Here is a 23,565-nt window from a genome sequence, read left to right on the forward strand (position 1 = left end):
TGCCGCCGGAGAGCGCGTCGTTGCCGTCGCCGCCCAGAAGCTGGTCGTTGCCGCCCCCGCCGTTGATGACGTCGTTGCCCGCGCCGCCGTCGAGGATGTTGGCGCCGCTGTTGCCGGTCAGCGTATTGTCGTCGGTGCTGCCGGTGCAGTTGATGTTGCCCGTGCCCGTCAGCGTCAGGTTCTCGACGCCGGTAGGTGCGGTGTAGTTCACCGACGACTGTATCGTGTCGGTGCCTTCGCCCGGGTTTTCGGTGACGATGTCACCGGTGCTGTCGACCACATAGGTGTCGTTGCCCTGGCCGCCGGCCAGCTGGTCGTTGCCCGTGCCGCCGTCGAGCGTGTCGTTGCCGGCACCTCCGGCAAGCGTGTCGTTGCCGGCACCGCCAGAGAGCGTGTCGTTGCCGAGACCGCCGTCCAGCGTGTTGTCGCCGCTGTTGCCGGTGAGCGCGTTATCGGCACCGTTGCCCGTGCCATTGATGTTCCCTGTGCCCGTGAGCGTCAGGTTCTCGACGCCGGTAGGTGCCGCGTAGTCGATCGACGACTGCACCGTGTCGATGCCGTCGGAACCGGGCGCCGTTTCGTCGACGATGTCACCGGCGCTGTCGACCACATAGGTGTCGTTGCCCTGGCCGCCGGCCAGCGCGTCGTTGCCCGTGCCGCCGTCGATGAGATCGTCGCCGGTACCGCCGATGACGATGTCGTCGCCGGCCTCGCCGTAGAGCTGGTCGTTGCCGACGCCGCCGTCGATGACGTCGTTGCCGTCGCCGCCGTGGATGGTGTCGTCGCCGCCAAGGCCGTTGATGGCATCGTTGCCGGCGGTGCCCGGGAGCGTGTCGTCACTGGCCGTGCCGTTGATTGCAGGCGGGGCCAGCGTATCTATGGGGACGATCACTAAGGTGTCGTCCGGCTTGTTGATCTGGATGTTCTCGACGCCAGTCAGGATATCGGTACCGCCATCCGGCGTGGTGACCGTCACCGAGCCATCCGCATTGCGGGTGGCGGTGATGTCTTCGAGGCCGTTGCCGTTGTAGACGGCGGTATCGTTGCCCTCGCCGCCGGCGATGATGTCGTTGCCAGCCCCGCCATTGAGGGTGTCGTCGCCGGTGCCGCCGTCGAGCGTATCGTTGCCGGCGCCGCCGGCGATGATATCGTTGCCGGCTCCGCCGTCGAGGGTGTCGTCACCGGTGCCGCCGAAGAGCGTGTCGCTGCCGGCGTCGCCGACGATGGTATCGTTGCCAGCCCCGCTATTGAGCGCGTCGTCGCCGGCGCCGCCGGCAAGGACGTCGTTACCGGCGCCGCCGTCGAGCGTGTCGTTGCCGAGACCGCCGTCAAGCGTATTGTCGCCGCTGTTACCGGTGAGCGCGTTGTCGGCATCGTTGCCGGTCGCATCGATCGGCGCCGTGCCGGTCAAGACGACGTTCTCGACGCCCTCAGGCGCGGTGTAGGTGATCGACGACTGCACCGTGTCGGTGCCGTCGGAACCGGGGGCCGTTTCGTCGACGATGTCGTCGGCGCTGTCGACCAGATAGGTATCGTTGCCCGCGCCGCCGGCCATCGTGTCGTTGCCCGTGCCACCGTCGAGGAGGTCGTTGCCGACGCCGCCGATGATGCTGTCGTTGCCGCCGCCGGCGTTGACGACGTCGTTACCGGGCGTGCCGTTGATCGTGTCGTTGCCGTTCGCGCCGTTTATAATGGCCGGTACCAGATCGTCGAGAGGGACGATATCGGCCGTGCCGTCCGGATGAACGATCTTGATGCTCTCGACGCCGGTCAGCGTGTCGGTGCCGCCATCCGGGGTGGTGATCGTCACCGAGTTATCGAGGTTGCGGGTGTCCGTGATGGCGTCGGGACCGGTGCCGTTGTAGACCGCGACATCGTTGCCGGCGCCGCCGGCGATGGTGTCGTTGCCGGCCCCACCTTCGAGAACGTCGTTGCCGGTGCCGCCGTCCAGGAGATCGTTGCCCGCTCCGCCGTTGATGGCGTCGTTGCCGTCGCCGCCATTGACGACGTCGCTGTCGGCGGTGCCCGGGAGCGTGTCGTCGGCGGCCGTACCGTTTACAATAGCCGGTGCCAGATCGCTGATAGCGACGATCACTAAGGTGTCGTCCGGCTTGCTGATCTGGATGTACTCGACATCAGTCAGGGTGTCGGTGCCGCCATCGACTGTAGTGACCGTCACCGAGCCGTCCGGATTGCGGGTGGCTGTGATGTCTTCGCGACCGTTGCCGTTGTAGACCGCGCTATCGTTGCCGTCGCCGCCGGCGATGATGTCGTTGCCAGCCCCGCCATCGAGCGTGTCGTCACCGACGCCGCCGAAAAGCGTGTCATCGCCGGCGTCGCCGACGATGCTATCGTTCCCAGCTCCGCCCGAGAGCGTGTTGTCGCCGCTGTTGCCGGTCAGCGTGTTGTCCGCATCGTTGCCGGTCGCATCGATCGGCGCCGCGCCGGTCAGGGTGACGTTCTCGACGCCCTCAGGCGCGGTGTAGGTGACCGACGACTGGACCGTGTCGGTGCCGTCGGAACCCGGCGCCGTTTCGTCGACGATGTCGCCACCGCTGTCGACCACATAGGTGTCGTTGCCGGCACCACCGGCCACCGTGTCGTTGCCCGTGCCGCCGTCGAGGAGATCGTTGCCGCCGTTGCCGTTGATCGTATCGTCGCCAGCTTCGCCGTAGAGCGTGTCGTTGCCGTTGCCGCCCGTGATTTCGTCGTTACCGCCGCCGCCGGCAAGCGTGTCGTCGCCGAGACCGCCGGAAAGCGTGTTGTCACCGCTGTTGCCGGTCAGCGCGTTGTCCGCATCGTTGCCGGTCGCTTCGATCGGCGCCGTGCCGGTCAATTCGACGTTCTCGACGCCGTCAGGCGCGCTGTAGTTGATCGACGACTGTACCGTGTCGGTGCCATCGGATCCGGGCGCGGTTTCATCGACGATGTCGCCACCGCTATCGACCACATAAGTGTCGTTGCCGGCACCACCGGCCATCGTGTCGTTGCCGGTGCCGCCGTCGAGGAGATCGTCGCCGCCGTTGCCGTTGATCGTGTCGTTGCCGGCACCACCCGAGAGCGTGTTGTCACCGCTGTTGCCCGTCAGCGCGTTGCCGGCATCGTTGCCGGTCGCTTCGATCGGCGCGTTGCCGGTCAATGCGACGTTCTCGACGCCGTCAGGCGCGGTGTAGTTGATCGACGACTGCACCGTGTCGATGCCTTCGCCCGGGTTTTCAGTGACGATGTCATTGGGGCTGTCTACGACATAGGTGTCGTTGCCGGCACCACCGCCCATCGTGTCGTCGCCGGTGCCGCCGTCGAGCGTGTCGTCGCCGTCATTGCCGTTGATGGTGTCGTCGCCGGCTTCGCCGTAGAGCTGGTCGTTGCCGTTGCCGCCCGTGATGTCGTCGTTACCGCCGCCGCCGGCAAGCGTGTTGTCGCTGCTATTGCCGGTGAGCGCGTTGTCGGCATCGTTGCCGGTCGCATCGATCGGCGCTGCGCCGGTCAGCACGACGTTCTCGACGCCCTCAGGCGCGGTGTAGGTGTTCGACGACTGCACCGTGTCGGTGCCGTCGGATCCGGGCGCCGTTTCATCGACGATGTCACTGGGGCTGTCGACCACATAGCTGTCGTTGCCGGCACCACCGGCCATCGTGTCGTCGCCGGTGCCGCCGTCGAGGAGATCGTTGCCGCCATTGCCGTTGATCGTGTCGTTGCCGTCGCCGCCGGCAAGCGTGTTGTCGCCGCTGTTGCCGGTGAGCGCGTTGCCGGAATCGTTGCCGGTTGCGTCGATCGGCGCCGTGCCGGTCAATTCGACGTTCTCGACGCCGTCAGGCGCGGTGTAAGGGATCGACGACTGCACCGTGTCGATGCCGTCGGATCCGGGCGCCGTTTCGTTGACGATGTCACTGGGGCTGTCGACCACATAGGTGTCGTTGCCGGCACCACCGGCCATCGTGTCGTTGCCCGTACCGCCGTCGAGGAGATCGTTGCCGGTACCGGCGTTGATGACGTCGTTGCCGTCGGTGCCGGGGAGCGTGTCGTCGCCGGCCGTGCCTTCGATCGAACCAACGATCGGCGGTGCCAGGACGGCGAGAGAGACGATCTCGCCCGTGATGCCGTCCGGGTGAATGATCTCGATGTTCTCGACGCCCGTGAGGGTGTCGGCGCCGCCATCGGCCGTGGTGACCGTCACCGAACCATCCGCATTGCGGACGGCCGTGATGTCTCCGGGATCTGTGCCGCTGTAGAACGCGGTATCGTTGCCGTCACCGCCGACGATGGTGTCGTTGCCAGCCCCGCCATTGAGGGCGTCGTCACCGGCACCGCCGTTGAGCGTGTCTTGGCCGTCGCCGCCGTCGAGCGTGTTGTCGCCGCTGTTGCCGGTGAGCGCGTTGTCGGCATCGTTGCCGGTGGCATTGGTGTTTGCCGTGCCGGTCAGCACGACGTTCTCGACGCCCTCAGCCGCGGTGTAGGTGATCGACGACTGCACAGTGTCGATGCCGTCGGAACCGGGCGCGGTTTCGTCGACGATGTCGCCTGCGCTGTCGATCACATAGATGTCGTTGCCGGCGCCACCGGCCATCGTGTCGTTGCCCGTGCCGCCGTCCAGGAGATCGTTGCCGGTACCGCCGTCGAGGGCGTCGTTGCCGGCGCCGCCGGAGATGGTGTCGTCGCCGCTGCCGCCGAAGAGCGTGTCGTCACCATCGACACCGTTGATGGTGTCGTTGCCATCTCCGCCATTGAGGGTGTTGTCGCCGCTGTTGCCGGTGAGCGCGTTGTCGGCATCGTTGCCGGTCGCATCGATCGGCGCGTTGCCGGTCAATACGATGTTCTCGACGCCTGTAGGGGCGGTGTATGTGATCGACGACTGCACCGTGTCGGTGCCGTCGGAACCGGGCGCCGTTTCGTCGACGATGTCATCGGCGCTGTCGACCACATAGGTGTCGTTACCGGCGCCGCCGGCCATCGTGTCGTTGCCCGTGCCGCCGTCCAGGAGATCGTTGCCGGTACCGCCGTCGAGAGCGTCGTCACCATCGACGCCGTTGAGCGTGTCTTGGCCGGTACCGCCCGAGAGCGTGTTGTCGCCGCTGTTGCCAGTGAGGGCGTTGTCGGCATCGTTGCCGGTCGCATCGATCGGCGCGGTGCCGGTCAGCACGACGTTTTCGACGCCCTCAGGCGTGGTGTAGGTGATCGACGACTGCACCGTGTCGGTGCCGTCGGAACCGGGAGCGGTTTCGTCGATGGTGTCACCGCTGTTGTCGACCACATAAGTGTCGTTGCCGGCACCGCCGGCCATCGTGTCGTTGCCCGTGCCGCCGTCGAGGAGATCGTTGCCGGCACCCCCGATGATGTTGTCGTCGCCAGCTTCGCCGTAGAGCTGATCCTTGCCGGCACTGCCATCGATGATGTCGTTACCGGCACCGCCGGCAAGCGTGTTGTCGCCGCTGTTGCCGGTCATGACGTTGTCGGCATCGTTGCCGGTCGCATCGAGCGGCGCCGTGCCGGTCAGCGTGATGTTCTCGACGCCAGCAGGCAGGGTGTAGCCGTCGGCCGACGACTGCACGGTGTCGGTGCCGTCGGAACCGGGAGCGGTCTCGTCGATGGTGTCATCGGCGTCGTCGACCACATAGGTGTCGTTGCCGGCGCCGCCGGCAAGCATATCGTTGCCCGTGCCGCCGTCCAGAAGGTCGTTGCCGGCACCCCCGACGATGTTGTCGTCGCCGGCTTTGCCGTAGAGCAGGTCGTTGCCGTCGCTGCCGGCAAGCGTGTTGTCGCCGCTATTGCCGGTCAGCACGTTGTCGGCATCGTTGCCGGTCGCGTTGATCGGCGCGGTGCCGGTCAATTCGACGTTCTCAATGCCGGCAGGCGGTGTAGTCGATCGACGACAGTACCGTGTCGATGCCGCCGGAGCCGGGCGCGGTTTCGTCGACGATGTCGTTGGTGCTGTCGACCACATAGGTGTCGTCGCCGGCGCCGCCGATAAATATGTCGCCGAGTGGGCTGCCGTCGCCGTGGCCGTGGCCGCGATCGATCCCGACAAACAGGCGCGGTGCGTCCGCCTCGGCCTCGGAAAGGGGCGTATCGGCCAGTAGCTCGGTCGTAAATTCCGTCGGCGGCAGCAGCGAGCTGTCGAGCGAACCTGAAAAGTCCAGATCGTCGTGGAAATTGCCGCCGGAGCTCCAGAGCGAGACCGAATAGGTGCCGTCCGGACCCTCGACCACGTTGAGGTGCTTCTCTTCGAACGCGGCGATGACGGCCTGCTGCGTAAGGGCAGCGTCGCCGATCAGGAGGCTCGGCGGCATATGCGGACCGCCGTTGACGAAGACGATTTTCGTTCCGTCCGCCTCGACGAGAACCAGGCTCGAACCCTCGACGCGAATGTTGACGGTCGAGGGGGTGGCGGCCAGATGCGCGACGCTGCTTTCGTAGGGAACGATGTTGGTGACGTGCACCGCCGCTTCACGTTCGCCGGCAGCCGGCTGAATGTCGGCGGCCTGCGCTACTTCCGTGCGAGGCGCATCCGAAGCATGCGCGTCGGCCTCTACTTGAAATGTGGAAAAAAAATCTTGGGTTGTATCTTCGTCGGCGGTTGAAATGCGCAGATCTTCATTGGTCATAGCAATCACCTCATTTAAATAAGTGAAACTTATTTCAAACAGTGCTGCATTTTGAAGACAACAAGACAGGCTACGCTGCTAAGATAATATATGAACAATATAACTACGAGTGTCAGCCGAATGCAATAGGATGTTACGGAACGTTATAGGGATATGAATTTGCTAAATAAGCATTTACTTATGATTATATCGCGATGAATAGATGGTGATTCGGGTTTTGAACTTTGAATAGATCAGATTTTGGAATAGATTCCAGAGATCGGTCATGGATATTAACAGGGTCGGTAGTGGACAAGTTGTCGCGGATCGACCATTTTGTTACTGGGACGTAAGGGACGGCGTGGTTCGCGGTTCAGCAATCGCCGTTTTGTCGAGGCGTTGATCCGGATGGCCCTGTCGGGTGGGCGATGGCTTGAGTTGCCCGAGCGCCGCGGCGAATATCAGGCCGTCAAGCGGTGCTGTTGCCCTCGGATCGAGATGGTTGTCCTCAAGCCTGTTCGAAAAGCTTCAAGCAGTTGCGCCGCGTTGCTACCCGCTATGGCGCGTTCTTCTCCAACTTCAGCGGCCGCATCATCGCAAGAGCGTCCGCTTATTCCGCGGTCGCGACCTTCTGAACGTTGAGCGGCGGGGCGTCCTTCAGCTCTTCCCCGATACCGCGAAGGATCGTCGTCGACGTCGCCGACAGCGTGCGCGGGCGCACCAGCGGCGGCGGCGCCGGCTCGGCGCCGGGTTCGGGCTTCTTGGCGGCCACGGTCTGGGTTTTGGCGCTTTCCGGCTTCGGCGCGGGGAAGGGGTCGGCAATGCCGGGGATGGGCTTCAGGACGATACCCTGATGGGCATAGTCCATGATCTTCTTGAAGGTCATGGCCGGAAGCGAGCCGCCCGTCATGTTGTTGGTCGAGGTATAGTCGTCGTTGCCGAACCAGACGGCGCAGGTGTAGTTGCCGGAAAAGCCGATGAACCATGCGTCGCGATAGGCCTGCGTCGTGCCGGTCTTGCCGCCGATGACGATGCCCTTGTCGAGGGCGGCCTTGCGGGCGGTGCCGATGACGGGAACCTGCGTCAGCATCTGGTTCATGTAGGCCGTCGCCTGTTCGGAAAGCACGCGGGTCGCCGGCGGCTCGTCGCGGTCGAAATCGTAGATGATCTTGCCGTCATAGCCGATGATCTGGGTGATGCCGTGGCGGCGAGATTGCATGCCGTCGGCGGGGAAGACGGCGTAGGCCGTCGCCTGGTCGAGCACCGTCACTTCCGAGGTGCCGATCGGGATCGTCTTGTCCTTGCGGATCGGCGTTTCGACGCCCATCGCTTTGGCCATGGCGCGGATCGGCTCGATGCCCAGCTTCTCCTTGGCGAGCCTCACAGGCACGGTGTTGATCGAGCGGGTGATCGCCGTCAGAAGGGTGATCTTGCCGGCATAGTGGTTCTCGTAGTTGTGCGGGGCCCAGTTGCCCCAGTAGATCGGCGCGTCGACGATGGTCGACTGCGGCGTCATGCCGTGCTCCATCGCCACCGAATAGGTATAGATCTTGAAGGATGAGCCCGGCTGGCGCAGCGCCCTGGTGGCGCGGTTGAACTGGCTCTCGCCGTAGTCGCGGCCGCCGACCATGGCACGCACGGCGCCGCCGTTTTCGATCATGACAGAGGCGCCCTGCTTGGCGCGGTAGCTTTCGCCGTAGTCGCGAAGGCTGGTTTCCACCCCGTCCTCGGCCGCCTTCTGCAGGCCCATGTCGATCGTGGTGCGCACGATCAGCGAACGCTCCGGGAAACGCGGGGAAAGCCGCTGCACCTCGTCGAAGGCCCAGTCGAGGAAGAAATCGGGCGAGTCCACCTGGGCGCGGTCGATCACGGTGGCGGGATTGCGCCGGGCGGCCACCACCTGGCCCTCGGTCATCAGTCCGCTCTGGACGAGGTTGGTGAGGACGTCGTTGGCGCGGGCGCGCGCTGCCGGCAGGTTTGCGTGCGGGGCATATTTCGTCGGCGCCTTGAAGAGGCCGGCGAGCATGGCCGCTTCCGCCAGGTTGACGTCGGTGATGCTCTTGCCGAAATAGAACTGTGCGGCCGCCGCCGCGCCAAAGGTGCCGCCGCCCATATAGGTGCGGTCGAGATAGAGCGACAGGATCTCTTTCTTCGACAGATTGGCTTCGAGCCACAGAGCGAGGTAGGCTTCCTTCATCTTGCGCTCGATCGAACGCTCGTTGGAGAGGAAGATGTTCTTCGCCAGCTGCTGGGTCAGCGTCGAGCCGCCCTGGACGACGCCGCCGGCCTGCGCGTTGACGGTGAGCGCCCGAAACAGGCCGACGACGTCGATGCCGAAATGGTCGAAGAAACGCCGGTCCTCCGTCGCCAGCACCGCCTTGACGAAGTAGTCGGGCAGCTCGTCGACGGGCACGGAATTTTCATGGATGATGCCGCGGTGGCCGATGACGTTGCCATAGCGGTCGGTGAAGGTGACGGCGAAATTGCCGCGATTGCGCCAGTCGCCCTTGGTCGCCTCGAAGGCGGGCTGGGCGAGCGCCAGCACGAGCACGAAGCCGGCGGTTCCGAGCGTCATCGCCTCGCCGGCGAGCTCGAAGACCATGCGCTTCCAGCCGCGCACGCGGAAACGGCGGAAGAAGATGGTGACGTCTTCCCAGATCTCTCCTGCCCGGAAGCCGGCGTTCCAGACGCTGGAATCGATCCACGAGTCGATGCGCAGAAGCAGATGGCGCTTCTTGGGTGTGGGCTGGTCTGGGGTGGATGGATCATCCTGCACGTTACGATTCCCGCCCGAATTATCGTGTATGCCGCCAATGGGCAGCATCTCGGTCGCCGCGCCGCGATGCGGCTGAAGAGGACGCGCAACGCCATTGCTGCCGCTTCCAGTTAGCGGCGCCGAGTTGAATAATTGGTTGATTTTCGGAAAAGAACAAGAGAAATGCGCCGCTCATGGTTCAGCATTTCGAGCCAGTGTGGCAAGGAAACGATGATGGACGACAAGCCCTTCTGGAAGCGCAAGACGCTTGGCGAAATGAGCACCGCCGAGTGGGAGAGCCTGTGCGACGGCTGCGGTCTGTGCTGTCTCAACAAAATCGAGGAGTGGGACAGCGGCGACGTCTACTTCACCTCGATCCGCTGCAAGCTGATGGATGGCGAGAGCTGTCGCTGCACCAGCTACCCGAACCGCTGGGACTTCGTGCCGGACTGCGTCCAGCTCACCAAGGAGAACGTCTCCGAGATCGCATGGCTGCCGCCGACCTGCGCCTACCGCCTCGTCAATGAAGGGCGCGACCTCTATTGGTGGCACCCGCTGGTCTCCGGCGACCCCGAAACCGTGCACCAGGCCGGCATTTCCGCGCGCGGCCGCACGATCAGCGAAAACGACGTCGAGGTCGAGGATTTCGAGGACTACGTCGTCGACTGGCCGCTGACGGTCGGGGGAGAGTACGACGAAGACGAAGACGAACAGCCAGAGAGCGAGCCGGCCGAATGGCCGGCGGTCAAGCCCTGAGGGCGACGACTATTACAGCTTCGATATCAGGGATTTGGGTGCCGCGTTCTTCCAGCCCTGCTCAATCAGCGAGCGCACCCTCAGATCGTCGGCGACGGCGTGAAGCAGCCTTGTCCAGCCGCGCTCGCCCCAGCCGCCCGGAACGGGCAAGATGACGTCGGGCGAAAGTTCGAGCGCCATTGCCTGCTGGTCCTGCGTCAGCTTCACCACGCAATAGCCTTCGTTCGGAAGCGTCAGGAAGATTTTCGTGCGCACGCGAAAATCCCGCGTCCCGAAATGCATGCCTTCGGTCGCCTCGGGCAGGCTGAGCGCAAAGGCGATGAGGTCGTCCTCCGTCATCGCGCAAGCATAGCACAGCAGGCCGGCGAGGGGTATTTGCGGGAACGATAAGAAAATAATCCCATTGCTTAAAGTCCCGAGCTCAGTACCTTTTTGCAGTCGGGCGAGAGCCTTGCCATGTTCTGGCGCAGGCAGGCAATTCCCCTGCCGCCGCCGAGCGGTACGCCGCTGCAAAAGGCCTGGAAGCTAGGGCCGCAGGTCTCGCGCAGAATGGAGAGTTCCTGGCGCGGCGTGAAGGTCGGCATCGCCCCAGTCGCAGCCGGCGCGGCCGGTGTGGCAGGCGTAGCCGGTGCCGTCGCCGTGGCTGGGGTCTTGGTTCCGGCGCTGCCAGACGGCGCCTTGGCTGAACCCGCAGGTGAGAGTGCGCCGACAGCCTGCTGGCAGGGCTGCGAGAGCGAGGCGCTATGCTGTTGCAGGCAGGAAAGGGCCGCCTGTCCGCCCGGCTGCACGCCGGAGCACTGCGCCATGAAATCGCTCCGGCAAGCGGATTTGATCGCGTCTCTTTGCGCCTGTGTCGGCTGCTGCGCGGCGGCCGGCGCGGCAATGGCGACCGCAGTGATCAGCAGGGCAACGCGGGTCGCCAATGTCATGGCATCACCACCGTCAGGACTGGAAAATCGGGCTTATCCTTTGGCCCGAGCGGTCCGGAAACCTTGTGTTTTACCGGCGGCAGCGACTTCAGGTAGATCGCGATCGACTTGGCGTCGGCCGGCGTCAGTTGCGCGAACGCCCGCCACGGCATGATGTCGGCGAGCATCCGGCCGTCGGGCCGCGTTCCCTTGGTGAGGGCGGTCACCATCTCTTCCGTCGTCCACGCGCCGAGCCCGGTCTCCTTGTCCGGCGTCAGGTTGGGACCGACGAAGCTGCCGGGCGGAATGCGGAAGCCGACGTCGGAGCCGCCGAGAAAGCGCGACATGTCAGGCTTGCCGAGGAAATAGCCGGGCGTATGACAGTCGTTGCAGCCGCCGAACTGCACCAGATACTTGCCGCGCGCAACCGTGCTTTCGGCCGAATACGCCGCACCGGCGGCAAATAGGGCGCACGCGGCAACGGCTGCCGCAAGCCCGAATTTCAAGGGGTCCATGGCGATCTCCCGGATATGATCGGAGCGCGCAGACTATAGTCCGCGCCCAAAACTCCCACAATCATACGTAAGGATTGCGCCTTGCAGTGCCCGGAATGAATGTATTAATCCGAAAGAAATAGCATGAAATAGGAAAATAATCCTTGACGGCGTTACGGTGGTTTGATAGGGTTATGGCATAGTCGGAAAGTTGCGGCCGCGGGGCGGTTCGCCATTCGATGAACTCTCTCATTTGAAGCGGCTTTGGCGGGCCTTGGCGCGGCGGTGGTTTGACCCCGCCCGGCGCTGAGGCGCAGGCGTCGCCGGCACGCGGGATCACGTCATGACCGATCTTACCTCGTTCGACCCGACATTGTTCGGGATCTGGCCGCCTGTGGGCGATCACCAGCCGGAGAGCGGGGCGGAGGCGTGGGACGCCGAGCGGGTCCGGCGCCAGGCGACGCGGGCGGTGATCGAGACGAAATCGGCGGAACAGCCGCGCGAGGATCTCAGGCTTCTGCTCAACGACATGACGCGCGAGATGCGCGACCAGTTCGACTATTTCCGCAAGCTCCGCGGCGCTGCCGAGGCGCTTGGCGCCATCGACGGCGACGAGGCGGCGGCAAAGCTTGCCCGTGCCGACGTGAAGGCCGCGACCGACGCGATGTCCCTGATCGTGCGGACGCTGGAGAAGGTCGATAGCCTGCAGCGACAGCTCACCCGCGACCGCGAACTCGAGGCCGAGCGTCATGCGCAAACCCCCGCCTACGAAAAAGCCAAGGAACACTTCATGCGCCAGATCGAGGCCCGCGCCGAAGAAATCGGCCGTGCTCTCCATGAAGAGTGGAAGCGAAACGGCGATCCGCCCGCCGACACCGGACGTGCGGCCAGCCAAAGCGCTGGGCCGGACGGCGCGCCGGATCGAGAAGAAGGCGCACCGGCAACTCCTGGCCGAGCGCAGCCGGCTTGCGGCCCTCCACCGGATGGCGCTGCAGGCGATCGACCGGGACCATGAGGGAGCCTACCAGCAGATCATGAATGACGACCCAGTGGCGTCGATCCTTTCGCGGGCCGTGTCGACGGGGACCGGCGCGTTGGAACAACCGCCCGCCGCCGCCGCACCATCGGAAACGCCGCCGCCGATCGATGACGAAGGGTTTGTCGAGAGCGTTGCCGCCACAGGCGAGGGCGCCGATTATGGGCGGATGGGTGCGGAGTGGCAGTTTTGCGGCCGCCTCGACCAGAAGCCGCCGAATGGCGACTGGCGCACCTGGCTGGTCCTTGGAGGGCGCGGCTCGGGCAAGACGCGGGCGGGTGCCGAATGGGTGCAGGCGCTCGCGGCCGACGCCGGTGAGCGTTCGGATCTGCGCATCGCGCTCATCGCCGAGACGCTGGGCGATGCCCGCGAAGTGATGATCGACGGCGTTTCCGGGATATGCCGGATCGCCAGACGTTTTCGGCCGGAGTTCGAGATTTCGCGGCGCCGGCTCGTCTGGCCGAACGGCGCGGTGGCGCAGATCTACTCGTCGGAGGATCCCGAAAGCCTGCGCGGGCCGCAGTTCCATTTCGCCTGGTGCGACGAGCTCGCCAAGTGGCGGCATGCGGAGGATACGTTCGACATGCTGCAGTTCGGCCTCAGGCTCGGGGTTTGGCCGCGCCAGCTGATAACGACCACGCCCCGGCCGGTGCCGCTCCTGAAACGGCTGATGGCGGATGCCGGCACGCGGCTGACACGCATGCCGACGGCCGCCAACGCTCGCAACCTCGCGCCGGGTTTCCTCGATGCGCTGGCGCTGCGCTATGGCGGCAGCCGGCTTGGACGGCAGGAACTCGACGGCGAGCTGATTGCGGATCGCGAGGACGCGCTCTGGCAGCGGGCGGCGATCGAGGCGGCGACCGTGCGGTTTACCGGCGCGCTCCGGCGCATCGTGGTCGCCGTCGATCCTCCCGCCGCCTCCGGTGCCAGCTCCTGCTGCGGCATCGTCGTCGCCGGGCTTGAAACGTCGGGGCGGGCGATCGTGCTTGCCGACTGCTCGGTCGAGGGCGCAAGTCCGGCCGCCTGGGCGACCGCCGTGGTGCGGGCCTACCGCCGCTTCGATGCCGACCGTGTGGTTGCCGAAATCAACCAGGGCGGCGACATGGTGACGGCGATGCTTAGAAGCATCGATGCGAACCTGCCGGTTTCGACCGTTCGCGCCACGCGCGGCAAGTTTCTGCGCGCCGAGCCGGTGGCGGCACTCTACGAACAGGGGCGGGTCGCCCATGCCGGGCGGTTTGCGGCGCTGGAAGATCAGATGTGCGATTTCGGCCCCGACGGGCTGTCGGCGGGACGCTCGCCGGACCGGCTGGATGCACTGGTCTGGGCGCTGACGGCGCTGGTGATCGACGCAGCGGCGGAGCCGCGGGTACGCGGCGTCTGAGAGCTGAGTTATCGCTCCGGATGCCGGAGGATGATTATCCGGCACCATTGTTTCAGTCGCGCCGAAAGAACCGGAATCCGGGTCCGGTCCTTAAGGCAGCTTCTACCTGTTTGTTTTCACGCAATTCCGGACGAAAAACCGTTTCACGCTTTTTCTGGAATGGGTCTAGCGGCGCGGCGTCGGCAGGCTGGGCTTCTGGGCCTCGTCCCGGCGTTCGCCCATCTGGCGCCATTCGCTTTCGATGCGGTCCAGGACATGCTGGGGGATAGTGGACTGGGTGGCGGTTGTCGTCTGCAATTGCGGCTCCTCCCTTCAATGCGATGACTGCCATCATCTTCCACAACGTAAAAGATTTGTAAATCAGTGGCTTAAATATTTTAAACGATTAAAATATTCTTTAATCGATTAAATTGTGGGGAACCGCCGGTGCCTCTAGCCGGCGCCTCTGCCGCCAGCCGCAAAAATGGCAGCGGCAGGTTGATGTTGGTTGTATAAATACAGTAATGCAAGTTAAAGTAAAGTATGATTAACTGCCTTCGCTCCCTGAAGCGTGATGGCGGGATCCCGAGATACGGGATGGGATAACGAATGTGCGAGGCCGAAGCGCCGCGCGCATGGGCCCTGCTGTGCCTTCCTTGAGGAGCGGATCAAAGCGCAACGGAGGGTGTCATGACAAGGATCAACCGCGACTTCTTCTTCGACCATCTGCATGACCGGCTTTATCCGAACGGCGTCAGCCAACCGGCTGTCGACGGGCACGAGGCAATTCTCGACGAGTGGGAGACACATCATGCCGCGTCCGACGACCGGTGGCTCGCCTATATCCTGGCAACGGCGCATCGCGAGGCGGGCCCGGCGATGCAGCCGGTTTCGGAAAACCTGAACTACAGCGCGCAACGGCTACGGCAAGTCTTCCCTGGGCGCTTCAACGTTGCGCAGGCCGCAGACTACGCGCATCAGCCTGAGCGGATCGCCAACCGCGCCTATGCCAACAAGATTGGAAACGGCAACGAAACGAGCGGCGACGGCTGGCACTACCGGGGGCGGGGACTGGCGCAGATCACCGGCAGGAACAACTATGCGAGATACGGCATCGTCACCACGCCCGACAAGGCGCTCGAGCCGGCCAAGGCGGTCCAAATCCTATTCGACGGCATGATCAACGGCACCTTCACCGGCAGGAGCCTGTCGAACTACTTCAGCCCGACCACCGCGGACTGGGTAGGCGCCCGCCGGATCGTCAATCCCGGCCAAAACGGCGCCCCGACCGCAGCCGACGCCAAGGCCTATTACGCGGCGATCAGCTATACGACCTGACGGGCGATTTCCCGGCTTGACGCGGCAGTCGGGATTTGATGTTGTTGGCGACATATGTTATAGAGAGCATATATGCCGCCAGCGACGTTGATCATTAGTCGAAAGCTCGTCATGGCCGATGGCGCCATTGTCCAGATACGTGTCTGGCGGCTCCCATTCGCAAACAGCGAACGGCCGCATGGGCTGAAGTATTCGCTTTTCTATGGTCGCGTCGGCGAGCGCATCATCGCCTATGACAACGAGGCTGGCAAAGGCGATCACCGGCACTATCGGGATAGCAAGGAACGCTATCGGTTCGATAGCCTGGCCAAGCTCTTGAGTGATTTCGAAACGGACGTGCGGCGTGAGATCGAACAGGATGGCCGCACCAAACCGTAGCAGGAGATAGGATGATGGAAGTCAGTCTGCACGTGGCTGGGCTCGACGATTTCTTTGCGGGCGCTCACGCGGCGGCGCGCAAAGTCGAGGGCGGCGATATGGGCGACGAGCGCGGCATCATCGCCTTCGAGACCATGGAAGTGCTGCTGAAGGTGTTGACGGCGAACCGCTGGCAGCTACTGCGCCGGCTGCGTGCCGAGGGCGGCACGTCGATCCGGCATCTGGCAGGGCTGCTCAAGCGAGACTATCGCGGCGTCCATGCGGATGTTCACGCGCTGATCGACACCGGTCTCATCGAACGAACGGACAAGGGCGTCATTTTCGTGCCGTGGGAGCGGATCACGGTGGAGATGGCGATCGATCTTGCCGCCTGAGGCATCCGTTGAACGCGAACGAGCCGCGTGCTAGGGCGGGGCCGCGCACGACCTGCGCCGATCGACAGCTGCTGCGTCCATTGCGGGTTATGAATGACCCGCAGGGCGCAGTCTTGACCCCGGGAGTGTCCGCGTGATCCGCCACATCGTTTTCTTCACCGTGCCCGACCGCGCCGATCTTGACGAGGTTCGCGCCGGCCTGTCGATTTTGACGGAGAACCCCCATGCGCGGCTGATCGAGATCGGCACCAATCTGAAGACCGATCCGCTCGGCAGCGAGGTCGATTTCGTCGTCTACGGCGAGTTCGACGACGAGGCGGCACTTGCCGCCTACAAGGCCCACCCGCTCTACCAGGCGTCGATCGACCGCGTCCGCCCGCTGCGCGAGATGCGGATCGCCGCCGACTACGAAACGGAGCGGGCAACCCGCACGCCGCTGCAAGTTTCGTAGTGCGCCGCCGCTGCCTGCTGAAACGGTTAGGGCAGGCGGGCCAAGCGCTCGACTGAGCGCCGCGCTGCCCTACGCAAAAACAGGAACAACCCGATGAAGATCCCTTTTCTCCGGCCGCGGAATGCCGCGGCGGGCCGCCTCGTTGTGCCCGAAGCCAAGGCCTCCGGCATCGTGACGCTGTCGGCCGAAGGCCGCGCGCACTGGACCGGCCGCTCCTATGCGGCGCTGTCGCGCGAGGGTTTCATGAAGAACCCGGTGGCGCATCGCGCCGTACGGCTGGTCTCGGAAGCGGCGGCCTCCGTCGTCTGGCTGCTCTATGCCGGCGAGAGGGAAGTGCCCACCCATCCGCTTCTCGCACTGATCGCCCGACCCAACGCCCGCGTGGACGGGCCGAGCTTCTTCGAGGCGCTCTATGGTCACCTGCTGCTATCAGGCAATGCCTATGTCGAGCCGATTTCCGTCGGCGGCGATCTGCGCGAACTTCACCTGCTGAGGCCCGATCGCATCGGCATCGTCGAGGGCCGCGACGGTTGGCCGGAGGCCTATGATTACCGCGTCGGTGGCTCGCTTCGACGGTTCGCCGTGGATGGCGAAGGGCTCGGCCTCCTGCACCTGCGGCTCTTCCATCCGCTCGACGACCATCTCGGCTTTCCGCCGCTGGGTGCCGCCCAGGTCGCGCTCGACCTGCACAATGCCTCGGCGACCTGGAACAAGGCGCTGCTCGACAACTCGGCACGCCCCTCGGGCGCGCTCGTCTACCAACCGAAGGAGGGCGGCAATCTTTCGCCCGACCAGTATCAGCGGCTGAAGCAGGAACTGGACGAGGGCTATTCCGGCCCGATGCGCGCCGGCCGGCCGCTGCTTCTGGAGGGCGGGCTGGACTGGAAATCGATGGGGCTCTCGCCGAAGGACATGGATTTCGTGGAGGCGAGGAACGGGGCGGCCCGCGACATCGCGCTCGCCTTCGGCGTGCCGCCGATGCTGCTCGGCATACCCGGCGACAACACCTACGCCAACTACCAGGAAGCCAACCGTGCCTTCTATAGGCTGACCGTGCTCCCCCTGCTTAACCGAACCGCGAGCGCCTTTTCCGGCTGGCTTTCGGACGCTTACGGAGAGACGCTGCGGCTTGCCCCCGACCTCGACCAGATCGCAGGCCTCGCCGCCGAACGCAGCGAACTCTGGGCGCGGGTCGGCAACGCGGACTTCCTGACCGACGAGGAAAAGCGGCAGGCGGTCGGGTATTGATGGCGAGGCAATGGGCAGAACGTCAGGCGGCGTAGCAAGTCCAGGAAAAGGGCTGCCGGAAAGAGCAAGCGGCTGCGCCCTTGGGCCCAACATCTGAAGTCCCTCGCTCAATCTATCAACGGCGCGCCGCAAGAGATTCAAATGATTCCGAGAAAAGCCTTTCGTCCACTTAGATGGCGGCAAGGCGGCTCGCACCGATAAAAAACCCGATCACCACAAGGGCTCAACAATGGCCGATATTTCGAGCGCTGCCGGCCTGTGGGTCGAGCGGGCGGTGGGGGCAGCGGCAGGGGCCGCGGTCTCGCTGATCTACCTTTTGCCTAGGAGCCGTCGCGAAGCGGCGGGCCGCTTCTTCACCGGGCTTGCCTGCGGCATGACCTTCGGCGGGCCGGCGGGTGCCTGGCTTGCGCAGCGGCTAGACCTTTCCGGCGTGCTGTCGGCTTCCGAGACGATGCTATCCGGTTCGGCTGCCGCCAGCCTCTGCGCCTGGTGGGGGCTCGGTGTGCTCGCGCGCCTTGCCGGGCGGCTCGCCCGCTAGCTTCTAATCACAATCCATCCCAGGAGCATCCCATGACCTCTGCCCGCGCCGAGGCGCGATTTTCCATGCCCGCGAAAACGGGGCCCGACAGCCGCAAGTTCGCCAGCCTCGAATTGAGGGGGCTTCGCCGCGACGGCTCATTTTCCGGCTATGCCAGCGTTTTCGGCGCGGTCGATCTCGGCAAGGACACCATCGAGCGTGGCGCCTTTCGAAAGTCGCTCGCCGAGCGCGGGGCGGAGGGCGTGCGCATGCTCTTCCAGCACGATCCGTCAGAACCGATCGGCGCTTGGACGACGATCCGCGAGGATCAGCGCGGGCTCTATGTCGAGGGCGTGCTGGCCGACGGCGTGGCCCGCGCCCGCGAGGTGCACCAGCTCCTGAAGAATGCGGCCCTCGACGGGCTGTCGATCGGCTTTCGCACCGTTCGGGCCCGCACCGACGCCAAGTCCGGCGTCCGGCGCATCCTCGAGGCCGATCTTTGGGAAATTTCCGTCGTGACCTTCCCGATGCAGCCCTTGGCGCGCGTCCAGAACGTCAAGGATGCGCGCTGGTTCCGCGACCGGGAAACCGAACTCGTCCGCTCGATGCGGCGGGCAGCCAAAATGCTGATGACCGAGACCTTCAAACAAGGATGATGCGATGACCGATGATACCGCTTCTGCCGCGCCGGAAAACAAGGCCATGCCGGAAACCATGACCGCCGCCTTCGACGACTTCATGGGGGCCTTCGAGGCCTTCAAGGAGGCGAACGACCGGAGGCTCGAGGAAATCGAAAGCAAGATGACCGCCGATGTCGTCACCCGCGACAAGGTCGACCGCATCAACCGCGCCGTCGACGAACAGAAGCGCGTGCTCGACCAGATGGCGCTGAAGCGGGCGCGCCCGCCGCTTGGCCGTGCCGCCGGCACCTTGCCGGAGGCTGCCGAGCACAAGGCGGCCTTCGAGGCCTACGTGCGCCGCGGCGACGAGGCGGGGCTTCGCGAACTTGAGGCCAAGGCGCTTTCCGTCGGCTCCGGCGCGGACGGCGGTTATGTGGTGCCGCCGGAAACCGATAGCGAGATCGGCCGCCGGCTTTCGGTCGTCTCGCCCATCCGCGCGCTTGCGACCGTGCGCCAGGTCTCGGCCGCCGTGTTGAAAAAGCCGTTCCTGACATCAGGCCTTGCCACCGGCTGGGTCGCCGAGACGGCCGCGCGGCCGCAGACCAATTCGCCGCAGCTTGCCGAGCTCTCCTTCCCGACCATGGAACTCTACGCCATGCCGGCGGCGACCCAGGCGCTGCTCGACGACGCCGCCGTCGATATCGACGCCTGGATTTCGAGCGAGGTCGACATCGTCTTTGCCGAGCAGGAAGGCGCCGCCTTCACCTCCGGCGACGGAACCAGCAAGCCGAAGGGGATCCTGGCCTATACGGCGGTGGCCGATCCGTCCTGGAGTTGGGGCAATATCGGCTATATCGCGACGGGTGTCGCCGGCGCATTCGCCGCGTCGAGCCCGTCCGACGTCCTCGTCGACACCGTCTACGCGCTGAAGGCCGGGCATCGCCAGAACGGCACCTTCCTGATGAACCGCCGCACGCAGGCGTCGATCCGCAAGTTCAAGGATGCCGACGGCAACTACCTCTGGCGGCCGCCGTCCGCCCCCGGCCAGCCGGCCTCGCTGATGGGCTTTCCGGTCGCCGAGGCCGAGGACATGCCTGATATCGCCGCCAACAGCTTTGCCATCGCCTTCGGCAATTTCCGCGCCGGATATCTGGTGGTCGACCGCACGGGCGTTCGCATCCTGCGCGACCCCTATTCGGCCAAACCCTACGTGCTCTTCTACACCACCAAGCGCGTCGGCGGCGGCGTGCAGAATTTCGAGGCAATCAAGCTCGTCAAGTTCGCGGCGAGCTGATGGAGGGATGGGAGGCGAGACCACCCGCGACGTCATCCTCGGCCTTGTGCCGAGGATCTGCCGCGTCGCAATGAAATCAACCGTTGCAGATGCTCGGGACAGGCCCGAGCATGACGGAAGAGGCGGGTTCATCAGCAGTCTGTAGCGAGTAGCGAATAGACGCTTTCGCCCCGCCATCCGTCTCGCCCTCCGTCCCACCCCCGAGGACCCCCATGACCTACATTCCGACCACCCCGCCGAAAGCGGAGACGCTGGCGGTTGCCGAGGCGCGGGCGCATCTGCGCCTCGACGCGGCCGATGAGGACGAGCTTGTCGGCGGGCTCATCCGCGTCGCCCGCGAGCACCTGGAGCGGACGACCGGGCTCTGCCTGATCACTCAGCGCTGGCGGCTCCTGCTTGATTCAATCTGTGAAGACGGCGTGACTCAGATTTGCAAAGGTCCCGTGCAATCCATTGAAAAGGTGACGGTTTACGACGCCGCTGGAAATGCCGCGGCCGTCTCGCTCGCAGGTCTTCTTCTCGACGGGCAGAGGCGGCCGGCGCGGCTGATGCTGGCGGCGCCCGTCGCGCCGGGCCGGGGGATCAACGGCATCGAGGTGGAATTCACCGCCGGCTTCGGCGCCTCGGGGGCCGATGTCCCCGACACGCTGAAGCGGGCGATGCTGACCCATGTGGCGCAGATGTTTACCTGCCGCGGCGTCGTTTCGCCGGACGAACAGCCCGCGCTGATCCCGCCGGGATACGATCGGCTGATCGCGCCCTACCTGATGCGGAGCCTTTGAGATGCGCTCCACGTTCTTCGACCCCGGCCGGATGACGGCACGGCTCGCGCTGGAGGCGCCGGTGGCAACGCCGGACGGTCAGGGCGGGGCGAGCATCGCCTTCGAGGAGCGCGCTAGCGCCTGGGCGCTGGTCGAGCCTGTGGCCGTGGCGATCGAGGTGATGGCCGGCAGCGAGACGTTCACGCGAACGCATCGTATCTGGCTGCGCTGGCGTACCGACATTACCGCCGGCATGCGCCTGCGCAAGGGCGCACGCCTGTTTCTCGTCGGCGCGCTCGAGGACCCCGACGAGAGCCGCCGCTATCTCATCTGCCATTGCGAGGAGAAAAACCTGTGAGCGCGCTGACGCGGATCACCTTGCCGGATCTTGCACGACTGCTGGCGCAATTGCTGCACCCGGGCGGGCAGACGGCTTCCAAAGACTCGAAAGTGGAACGAAAATGATCAGCGCCGCCAACGCCTTGCTCAAGTCTGTTCAGACAGCGCTTTCCAACGATACCGCCCTCGGCGCGCTGATCGGCGCGGGCGGCATGCGCGACCGGATCGTCGCCGGCAAACATCTGCCGGCTGTCGTCGTCGGCGAAACGACCACCACGGACTATTCGACCGCGACAGAACCAGGCGAAGAACATGTGCTGGTGCTGGAGGTCTGGTCGGACAGTGCCGGCCGGCGTCAGGCTGAGGAGATCGCCGCCCTCATCATAGGCCTGCTGCACGACGCGCCGCTGACGCTCGACGCCCATGCCCTGGTCAACCTCAGGCATGTTTCGACGAAGACACGCCAGGAGGCGAAGGCCCGTCTCTTTTGTGCCGAGATGCGGTTTCGGGCCGTGACGGAGCCAACGGGGTAAATCGAGCACCGAAGCGCTTTGCGCTGAGATGCGGTTCGGGGCTGCGAGGGATCAGGCGATCTGGTAGTCTCATGCCGCTCCTCGATCACGATCGAGGCAAATCGGGACCGGCCACGACGAAGGTGGCGCACCAATACCTTTGTGCAATTCAATTCAAGTGTGCGCCGTGCTGTGATCCGCGCGTCTCTAGGCGTGCTGCCGCTCTCAAGGCATCAACCCCAAGGAGGTCGACATGAGCAGTTCTGAACACAGCGAAACGGCAAATGGACCCGCGCACGCGAAAAAGGTCGACATGAAGTTTGAGGTGGTCGTGGTCCCCGTTTCCGACGTCGACCGCGCCAAGAGTTTTTACGACGGTCTGGGGTGGAGGCTCGATGCCGATTTCGCCTCCGGCGACGACTACCGGGTGATCCAGTTCACGCCACCGGGCTCCGGCTGCTCGGTCATCTTCGGCAAGAACGTCACCGCGGCGGCGCCGGGCTCCGCTCAAGGGCTCTACCTGATCGTCTCCGACGTCAAGGCGGCCCGCGACGACCTCGTTGGCCGCGGCGTTTCGGTCAGTGAGATTTTTCACGATGCCGGCGGTGTCTTCACCGGGCCGGATGAGCCTTTCCTGTTCGGACGGACGAGGGTTCGCGGCCCCGATCCCGACAAGCGCAGCTACCGCTCCTACGCCTCGTTCAACGATCCGGACGGCAACGGCTGGCTGTTCCAGGAGGTGACCGAGCGGCTCCCCGGACGCATCGATGCCGACGACACGACCTTCGCCTCGCAGGCGGATCTCGCGTCCGCGCTGCGGCGCGCGGAGACCGCGCATGGCGAGCACGAGAAACGGACCGGCGGCGGACGCGACGAGAACTGGCCGGAGTGGTATGCCGAATACATGATCAGCGAACAGGCGGGCAAGCCGCTGCCGCTATGATCTGACGCCATCAGGCGTTTCATGCAAGCGCGGTCGAAGCCGGCCGCGCTGCGCTTTGCGGCGGCGCTTTATAAGGATGCGAAGATGGCCGTGCGCCCGCGCGTTACTGCCGTCACCGGCCAAACAATTCCGAATGTGTTCCGAGCCTGACAAATTCGACGAACTCGTCGTCGCAGTCGTAAACAAGGAGAAAGTCGCCCCCGATATGCGCTTCCCGTGCGCCTTTCCACTCCTTGCCAGATAGCTCGTGATCGGACCATTCCGCGCCGAGCGGCTTCTTGAATATAATCAGCGCCATCAACTCGATGGCGCGGTTCATATCCACCTTCCCAGCTTTGTTGTAGCGCTCCCAATCTTTCTTGAACTCCTTGGTGTAGTCAGAAGCTCTTGGGAGCGAGGCCCGTCGGGCGGCACTTTCTTTTTTCACGTGGTCACCCGCGGGGATCTTCGATATGAACTCTACTCGCCGTTGAGATCAATAAAGAGTTCTTCGGGTGTGGCAAAACGCGCCTTACGAGCCTTCCTGATCTGTCGGGCTTCCAAGAGGGCCGCGCGGGTCTTTTCATTGGGAACCTTCAGTTCAAGCGGAAGGCCCTGGCTGGCGACGACCCGATGAAGGAAAATGCGAACCGCTTCCGACATCGTGAGACCCAGCGAATCGAGAACGGCAACTGCATCTTCACGAATGTCGTCGTCGACCCGAACGTGAAGCATTTTTGTCGCGGCCATTTTATTGTCCTTCCACGATCACGTAATTTCCGGAGGTCTAAGCGCCATCCGATCGCGTGGGGAATATGTATCTCATCTGCGATACAGTCAAGACGAGAGCCTCGCGAGCGCCAGCCCATCCGATTTGCAGGCGTTGGTCGCGTGCCGAGAAGAAGCGCACGACGGTAG

At 64.6% G+C, this 23,565-nt stretch carries 23 protein-coding genes and 1 pseudogene; 15 read left to right on the forward strand and 9 right to left on the reverse strand.

Annotated elements, in window-relative coordinates; translation table 11 throughout:
* The 3 genes from AB4048_RS17990 to AB4048_RS18000 form a co-directional block, all read right to left on the reverse strand.
* A partial coding sequence (locus AB4048_RS17990) for a hypothetical protein (RefSeq protein WP_442203356.1) occupies positions 1 to 5,827 on the reverse strand: 5,827 nt, incomplete at its 3' end.
* A gap of 10 nt (positions 5,828 to 5,837) precedes the next feature.
* The gene (locus AB4048_RS17995; RefSeq protein ID WP_442203357.1) at positions 5,838 to 6,602 is read right to left on the reverse strand and encodes a hypothetical protein; all 765 of its coding nucleotides are present in this window, start codon (positions 6,600 to 6,602) and stop codon (positions 5,838 to 5,840) included.
* A gap of 589 nt (positions 6,603 to 7,191) precedes the next feature.
* Positions 7,192 to 9,357, reverse strand: a complete 2,166-nt coding sequence (locus AB4048_RS18000) for a transglycosylase domain-containing protein (RefSeq protein ID WP_442203358.1) — start codon at positions 9,355 to 9,357, stop codon at positions 7,192 to 7,194.
* A 213-nt stretch (positions 9,358 to 9,570) separates the two neighbouring features.
* On the opposite strand from AB4048_RS18000, the gene AB4048_RS18005 reads away from it, so the two are divergent.
* Positions 9,571 to 10,092 (forward strand): YcgN family cysteine cluster protein, encoded by a 522-nt coding sequence (locus AB4048_RS18005; RefSeq protein WP_442203449.1) that lies wholly within the window; start codon positions 9,571 to 9,573, stop codon positions 10,090 to 10,092.
* Between the two features lie 12 nt (positions 10,093 to 10,104).
* On the opposite strand, the gene AB4048_RS18010 is transcribed toward AB4048_RS18005, so the two are convergent.
* From AB4048_RS18010 to AB4048_RS18020, 3 genes and pseudogenes are all read right to left on the reverse strand, one after another.
* Entirely contained in the window at positions 10,105 to 10,431 is a 327-nt protein-coding gene (locus tag AB4048_RS18010) for an MmcQ/YjbR family DNA-binding protein (protein WP_442203359.1), read from the reverse strand.
* 68 nt (positions 10,432 to 10,499) lie between these two features.
* Positions 10,500 to 10,988 (reverse strand): annotated as a pseudogene (locus tag AB4048_RS18015) (hypothetical protein); the annotation flags it as partial.
* A gap of 29 nt (positions 10,989 to 11,017) precedes the next feature.
* Positions 11,018 to 11,515: a c-type cytochrome gene (locus tag AB4048_RS18020; protein ID WP_442203360.1), complete on the reverse strand. Its 498-nt coding sequence runs from the start codon at positions 11,513 to 11,515 to the stop codon at positions 11,018 to 11,020.
* Between the two features lie 322 nt (positions 11,516 to 11,837).
* Here AB4048_RS18020 and AB4048_RS18025 point away from each other — a divergent pair, with 322 nt between their 5' ends.
* The gene (locus AB4048_RS18025; protein ID WP_442203361.1) at positions 11,838 to 12,509 is read left to right on the forward strand and encodes a hypothetical protein; all 672 of its coding nucleotides are present in this window, start codon (positions 11,838 to 11,840) and stop codon (positions 12,507 to 12,509) included.
* A gap of 190 nt (positions 12,510 to 12,699) precedes the next feature.
* Entirely contained in the window at positions 12,700 to 13,914 is a 1,215-nt protein-coding gene (locus AB4048_RS18030) for a DNA-packaging protein (protein WP_442203450.1), read from the forward strand.
* Between the two features lie 165 nt (positions 13,915 to 14,079).
* On the opposite strand, the gene AB4048_RS18035 is transcribed toward AB4048_RS18030, so the two are convergent.
* Complete coding sequence (locus AB4048_RS18035) at positions 14,080 to 14,211, reverse strand: hypothetical protein (protein WP_442203362.1); 132 nt, start codon at positions 14,209 to 14,211, stop codon at positions 14,080 to 14,082.
* 372 nt (positions 14,212 to 14,583) lie between these two features.
* Here AB4048_RS18035 and AB4048_RS18040 point away from each other — a divergent pair, with 372 nt between their 5' ends.
* From AB4048_RS18040 to AB4048_RS18095, 12 genes are all read left to right on the forward strand, one after another.
* Positions 14,584 to 15,231: a hypothetical protein gene (locus AB4048_RS18040; RefSeq protein ID WP_442203363.1), complete on the forward strand. Its 648-nt coding sequence runs from the start codon at positions 14,584 to 14,586 to the stop codon at positions 15,229 to 15,231.
* Between the two features lie 72 nt (positions 15,232 to 15,303).
* The gene (locus AB4048_RS18045) at positions 15,304 to 15,609 is read left to right on the forward strand and encodes a toxin-antitoxin system TumE family protein (RefSeq protein ID WP_442203364.1); all 306 of its coding nucleotides are present in this window, start codon (positions 15,304 to 15,306) and stop codon (positions 15,607 to 15,609) included.
* 11 nt (positions 15,610 to 15,620) lie between these two features.
* A complete protein-coding gene (locus AB4048_RS18050) occupies positions 15,621 to 15,983 on the forward strand; it encodes an HVO_A0114 family putative DNA-binding protein (protein WP_442203365.1) in 363 nt (120 codons plus the stop codon).
* A gap of 133 nt (positions 15,984 to 16,116) precedes the next feature.
* On the forward strand, positions 16,117 to 16,434 hold the full coding sequence (locus tag AB4048_RS18055) for a Dabb family protein (protein WP_442203366.1): 318 nt from the start codon (positions 16,117 to 16,119) through the stop codon (positions 16,432 to 16,434).
* Positions 16,435 to 16,527: 93 nt separating this feature from the next.
* The gene (locus AB4048_RS18060) at positions 16,528 to 17,682 is read left to right on the forward strand and encodes a phage portal protein (RefSeq protein ID WP_442203367.1); all 1,155 of its coding nucleotides are present in this window, start codon (positions 16,528 to 16,530) and stop codon (positions 17,680 to 17,682) included.
* Positions 17,683 to 17,911: 229 nt separating this feature from the next.
* Positions 17,912 to 18,220: a DUF6107 family protein gene (locus tag AB4048_RS18065; RefSeq protein ID WP_442203368.1), complete on the forward strand. Its 309-nt coding sequence runs from the start codon at positions 17,912 to 17,914 to the stop codon at positions 18,218 to 18,220.
* Positions 18,221 to 18,252: 32 nt separating this feature from the next.
* Positions 18,253 to 18,855, forward strand: a complete 603-nt coding sequence (locus AB4048_RS18070; RefSeq protein ID WP_442203369.1) for an HK97 family phage prohead protease — start codon at positions 18,253 to 18,255, stop codon at positions 18,853 to 18,855.
* 4 nt (positions 18,856 to 18,859) lie between these two features.
* Positions 18,860 to 20,113 (forward strand): phage major capsid protein, encoded by a 1,254-nt coding sequence (locus tag AB4048_RS18075; protein WP_442203370.1) that lies wholly within the window; start codon positions 18,860 to 18,862, stop codon positions 20,111 to 20,113.
* A gap of 212 nt (positions 20,114 to 20,325) precedes the next feature.
* Complete coding sequence (locus AB4048_RS18080; protein ID WP_442203371.1) at positions 20,326 to 20,895, forward strand: head-tail connector protein; 570 nt, start codon at positions 20,326 to 20,328, stop codon at positions 20,893 to 20,895.
* Between the two features lies 1 nt (position 20,896).
* Positions 20,897 to 21,232 carry a phage head closure protein gene (locus AB4048_RS18085; protein WP_442203372.1) on the forward strand — a complete coding sequence of 112 codons (336 nt, stop codon included), beginning with the start codon at positions 20,897 to 20,899 and terminating at the stop codon, positions 21,230 to 21,232.
* A 103-nt stretch (positions 21,233 to 21,335) separates the two neighbouring features.
* Complete coding sequence (locus tag AB4048_RS18090) at positions 21,336 to 21,746, forward strand: DUF3168 domain-containing protein (RefSeq protein ID WP_442203373.1); 411 nt, start codon at positions 21,336 to 21,338, stop codon at positions 21,744 to 21,746.
* A 232-nt stretch (positions 21,747 to 21,978) separates the two neighbouring features.
* Positions 21,979 to 22,668: a VOC family protein gene (locus AB4048_RS18095; RefSeq protein WP_442203374.1), complete on the forward strand. Its 690-nt coding sequence runs from the start codon at positions 21,979 to 21,981 to the stop codon at positions 22,666 to 22,668.
* A gap of 112 nt (positions 22,669 to 22,780) precedes the next feature.
* On the opposite strand, the gene AB4048_RS18100 is transcribed toward AB4048_RS18095, so the two are convergent.
* Both AB4048_RS18100 and AB4048_RS18105 read right to left on the reverse strand, forming a co-directional pair.
* Positions 22,781 to 23,095 carry a type II toxin-antitoxin system YafQ family toxin gene (locus tag AB4048_RS18100; RefSeq protein WP_442203375.1) on the reverse strand — a complete coding sequence of 105 codons (315 nt, stop codon included), beginning with the start codon at positions 23,093 to 23,095 and terminating at the stop codon, positions 22,781 to 22,783.
* A gap of 32 nt (positions 23,096 to 23,127) precedes the next feature.
* On the reverse strand, positions 23,128 to 23,397 hold the full coding sequence (locus AB4048_RS18105; RefSeq protein ID WP_442203376.1) for a type II toxin-antitoxin system RelB/DinJ family antitoxin: 270 nt from the start codon (positions 23,395 to 23,397) through the stop codon (positions 23,128 to 23,130).
* Positions 23,398 to 23,565: the final 168 nt, after the last annotated feature.

This window comes from Rhizobium sp. RAF56 (genome assembly GCF_052113965.1).
Classification (GTDB): domain Bacteria; phylum Pseudomonadota; class Alphaproteobacteria; order Rhizobiales; family Rhizobiaceae; genus Rhizobium.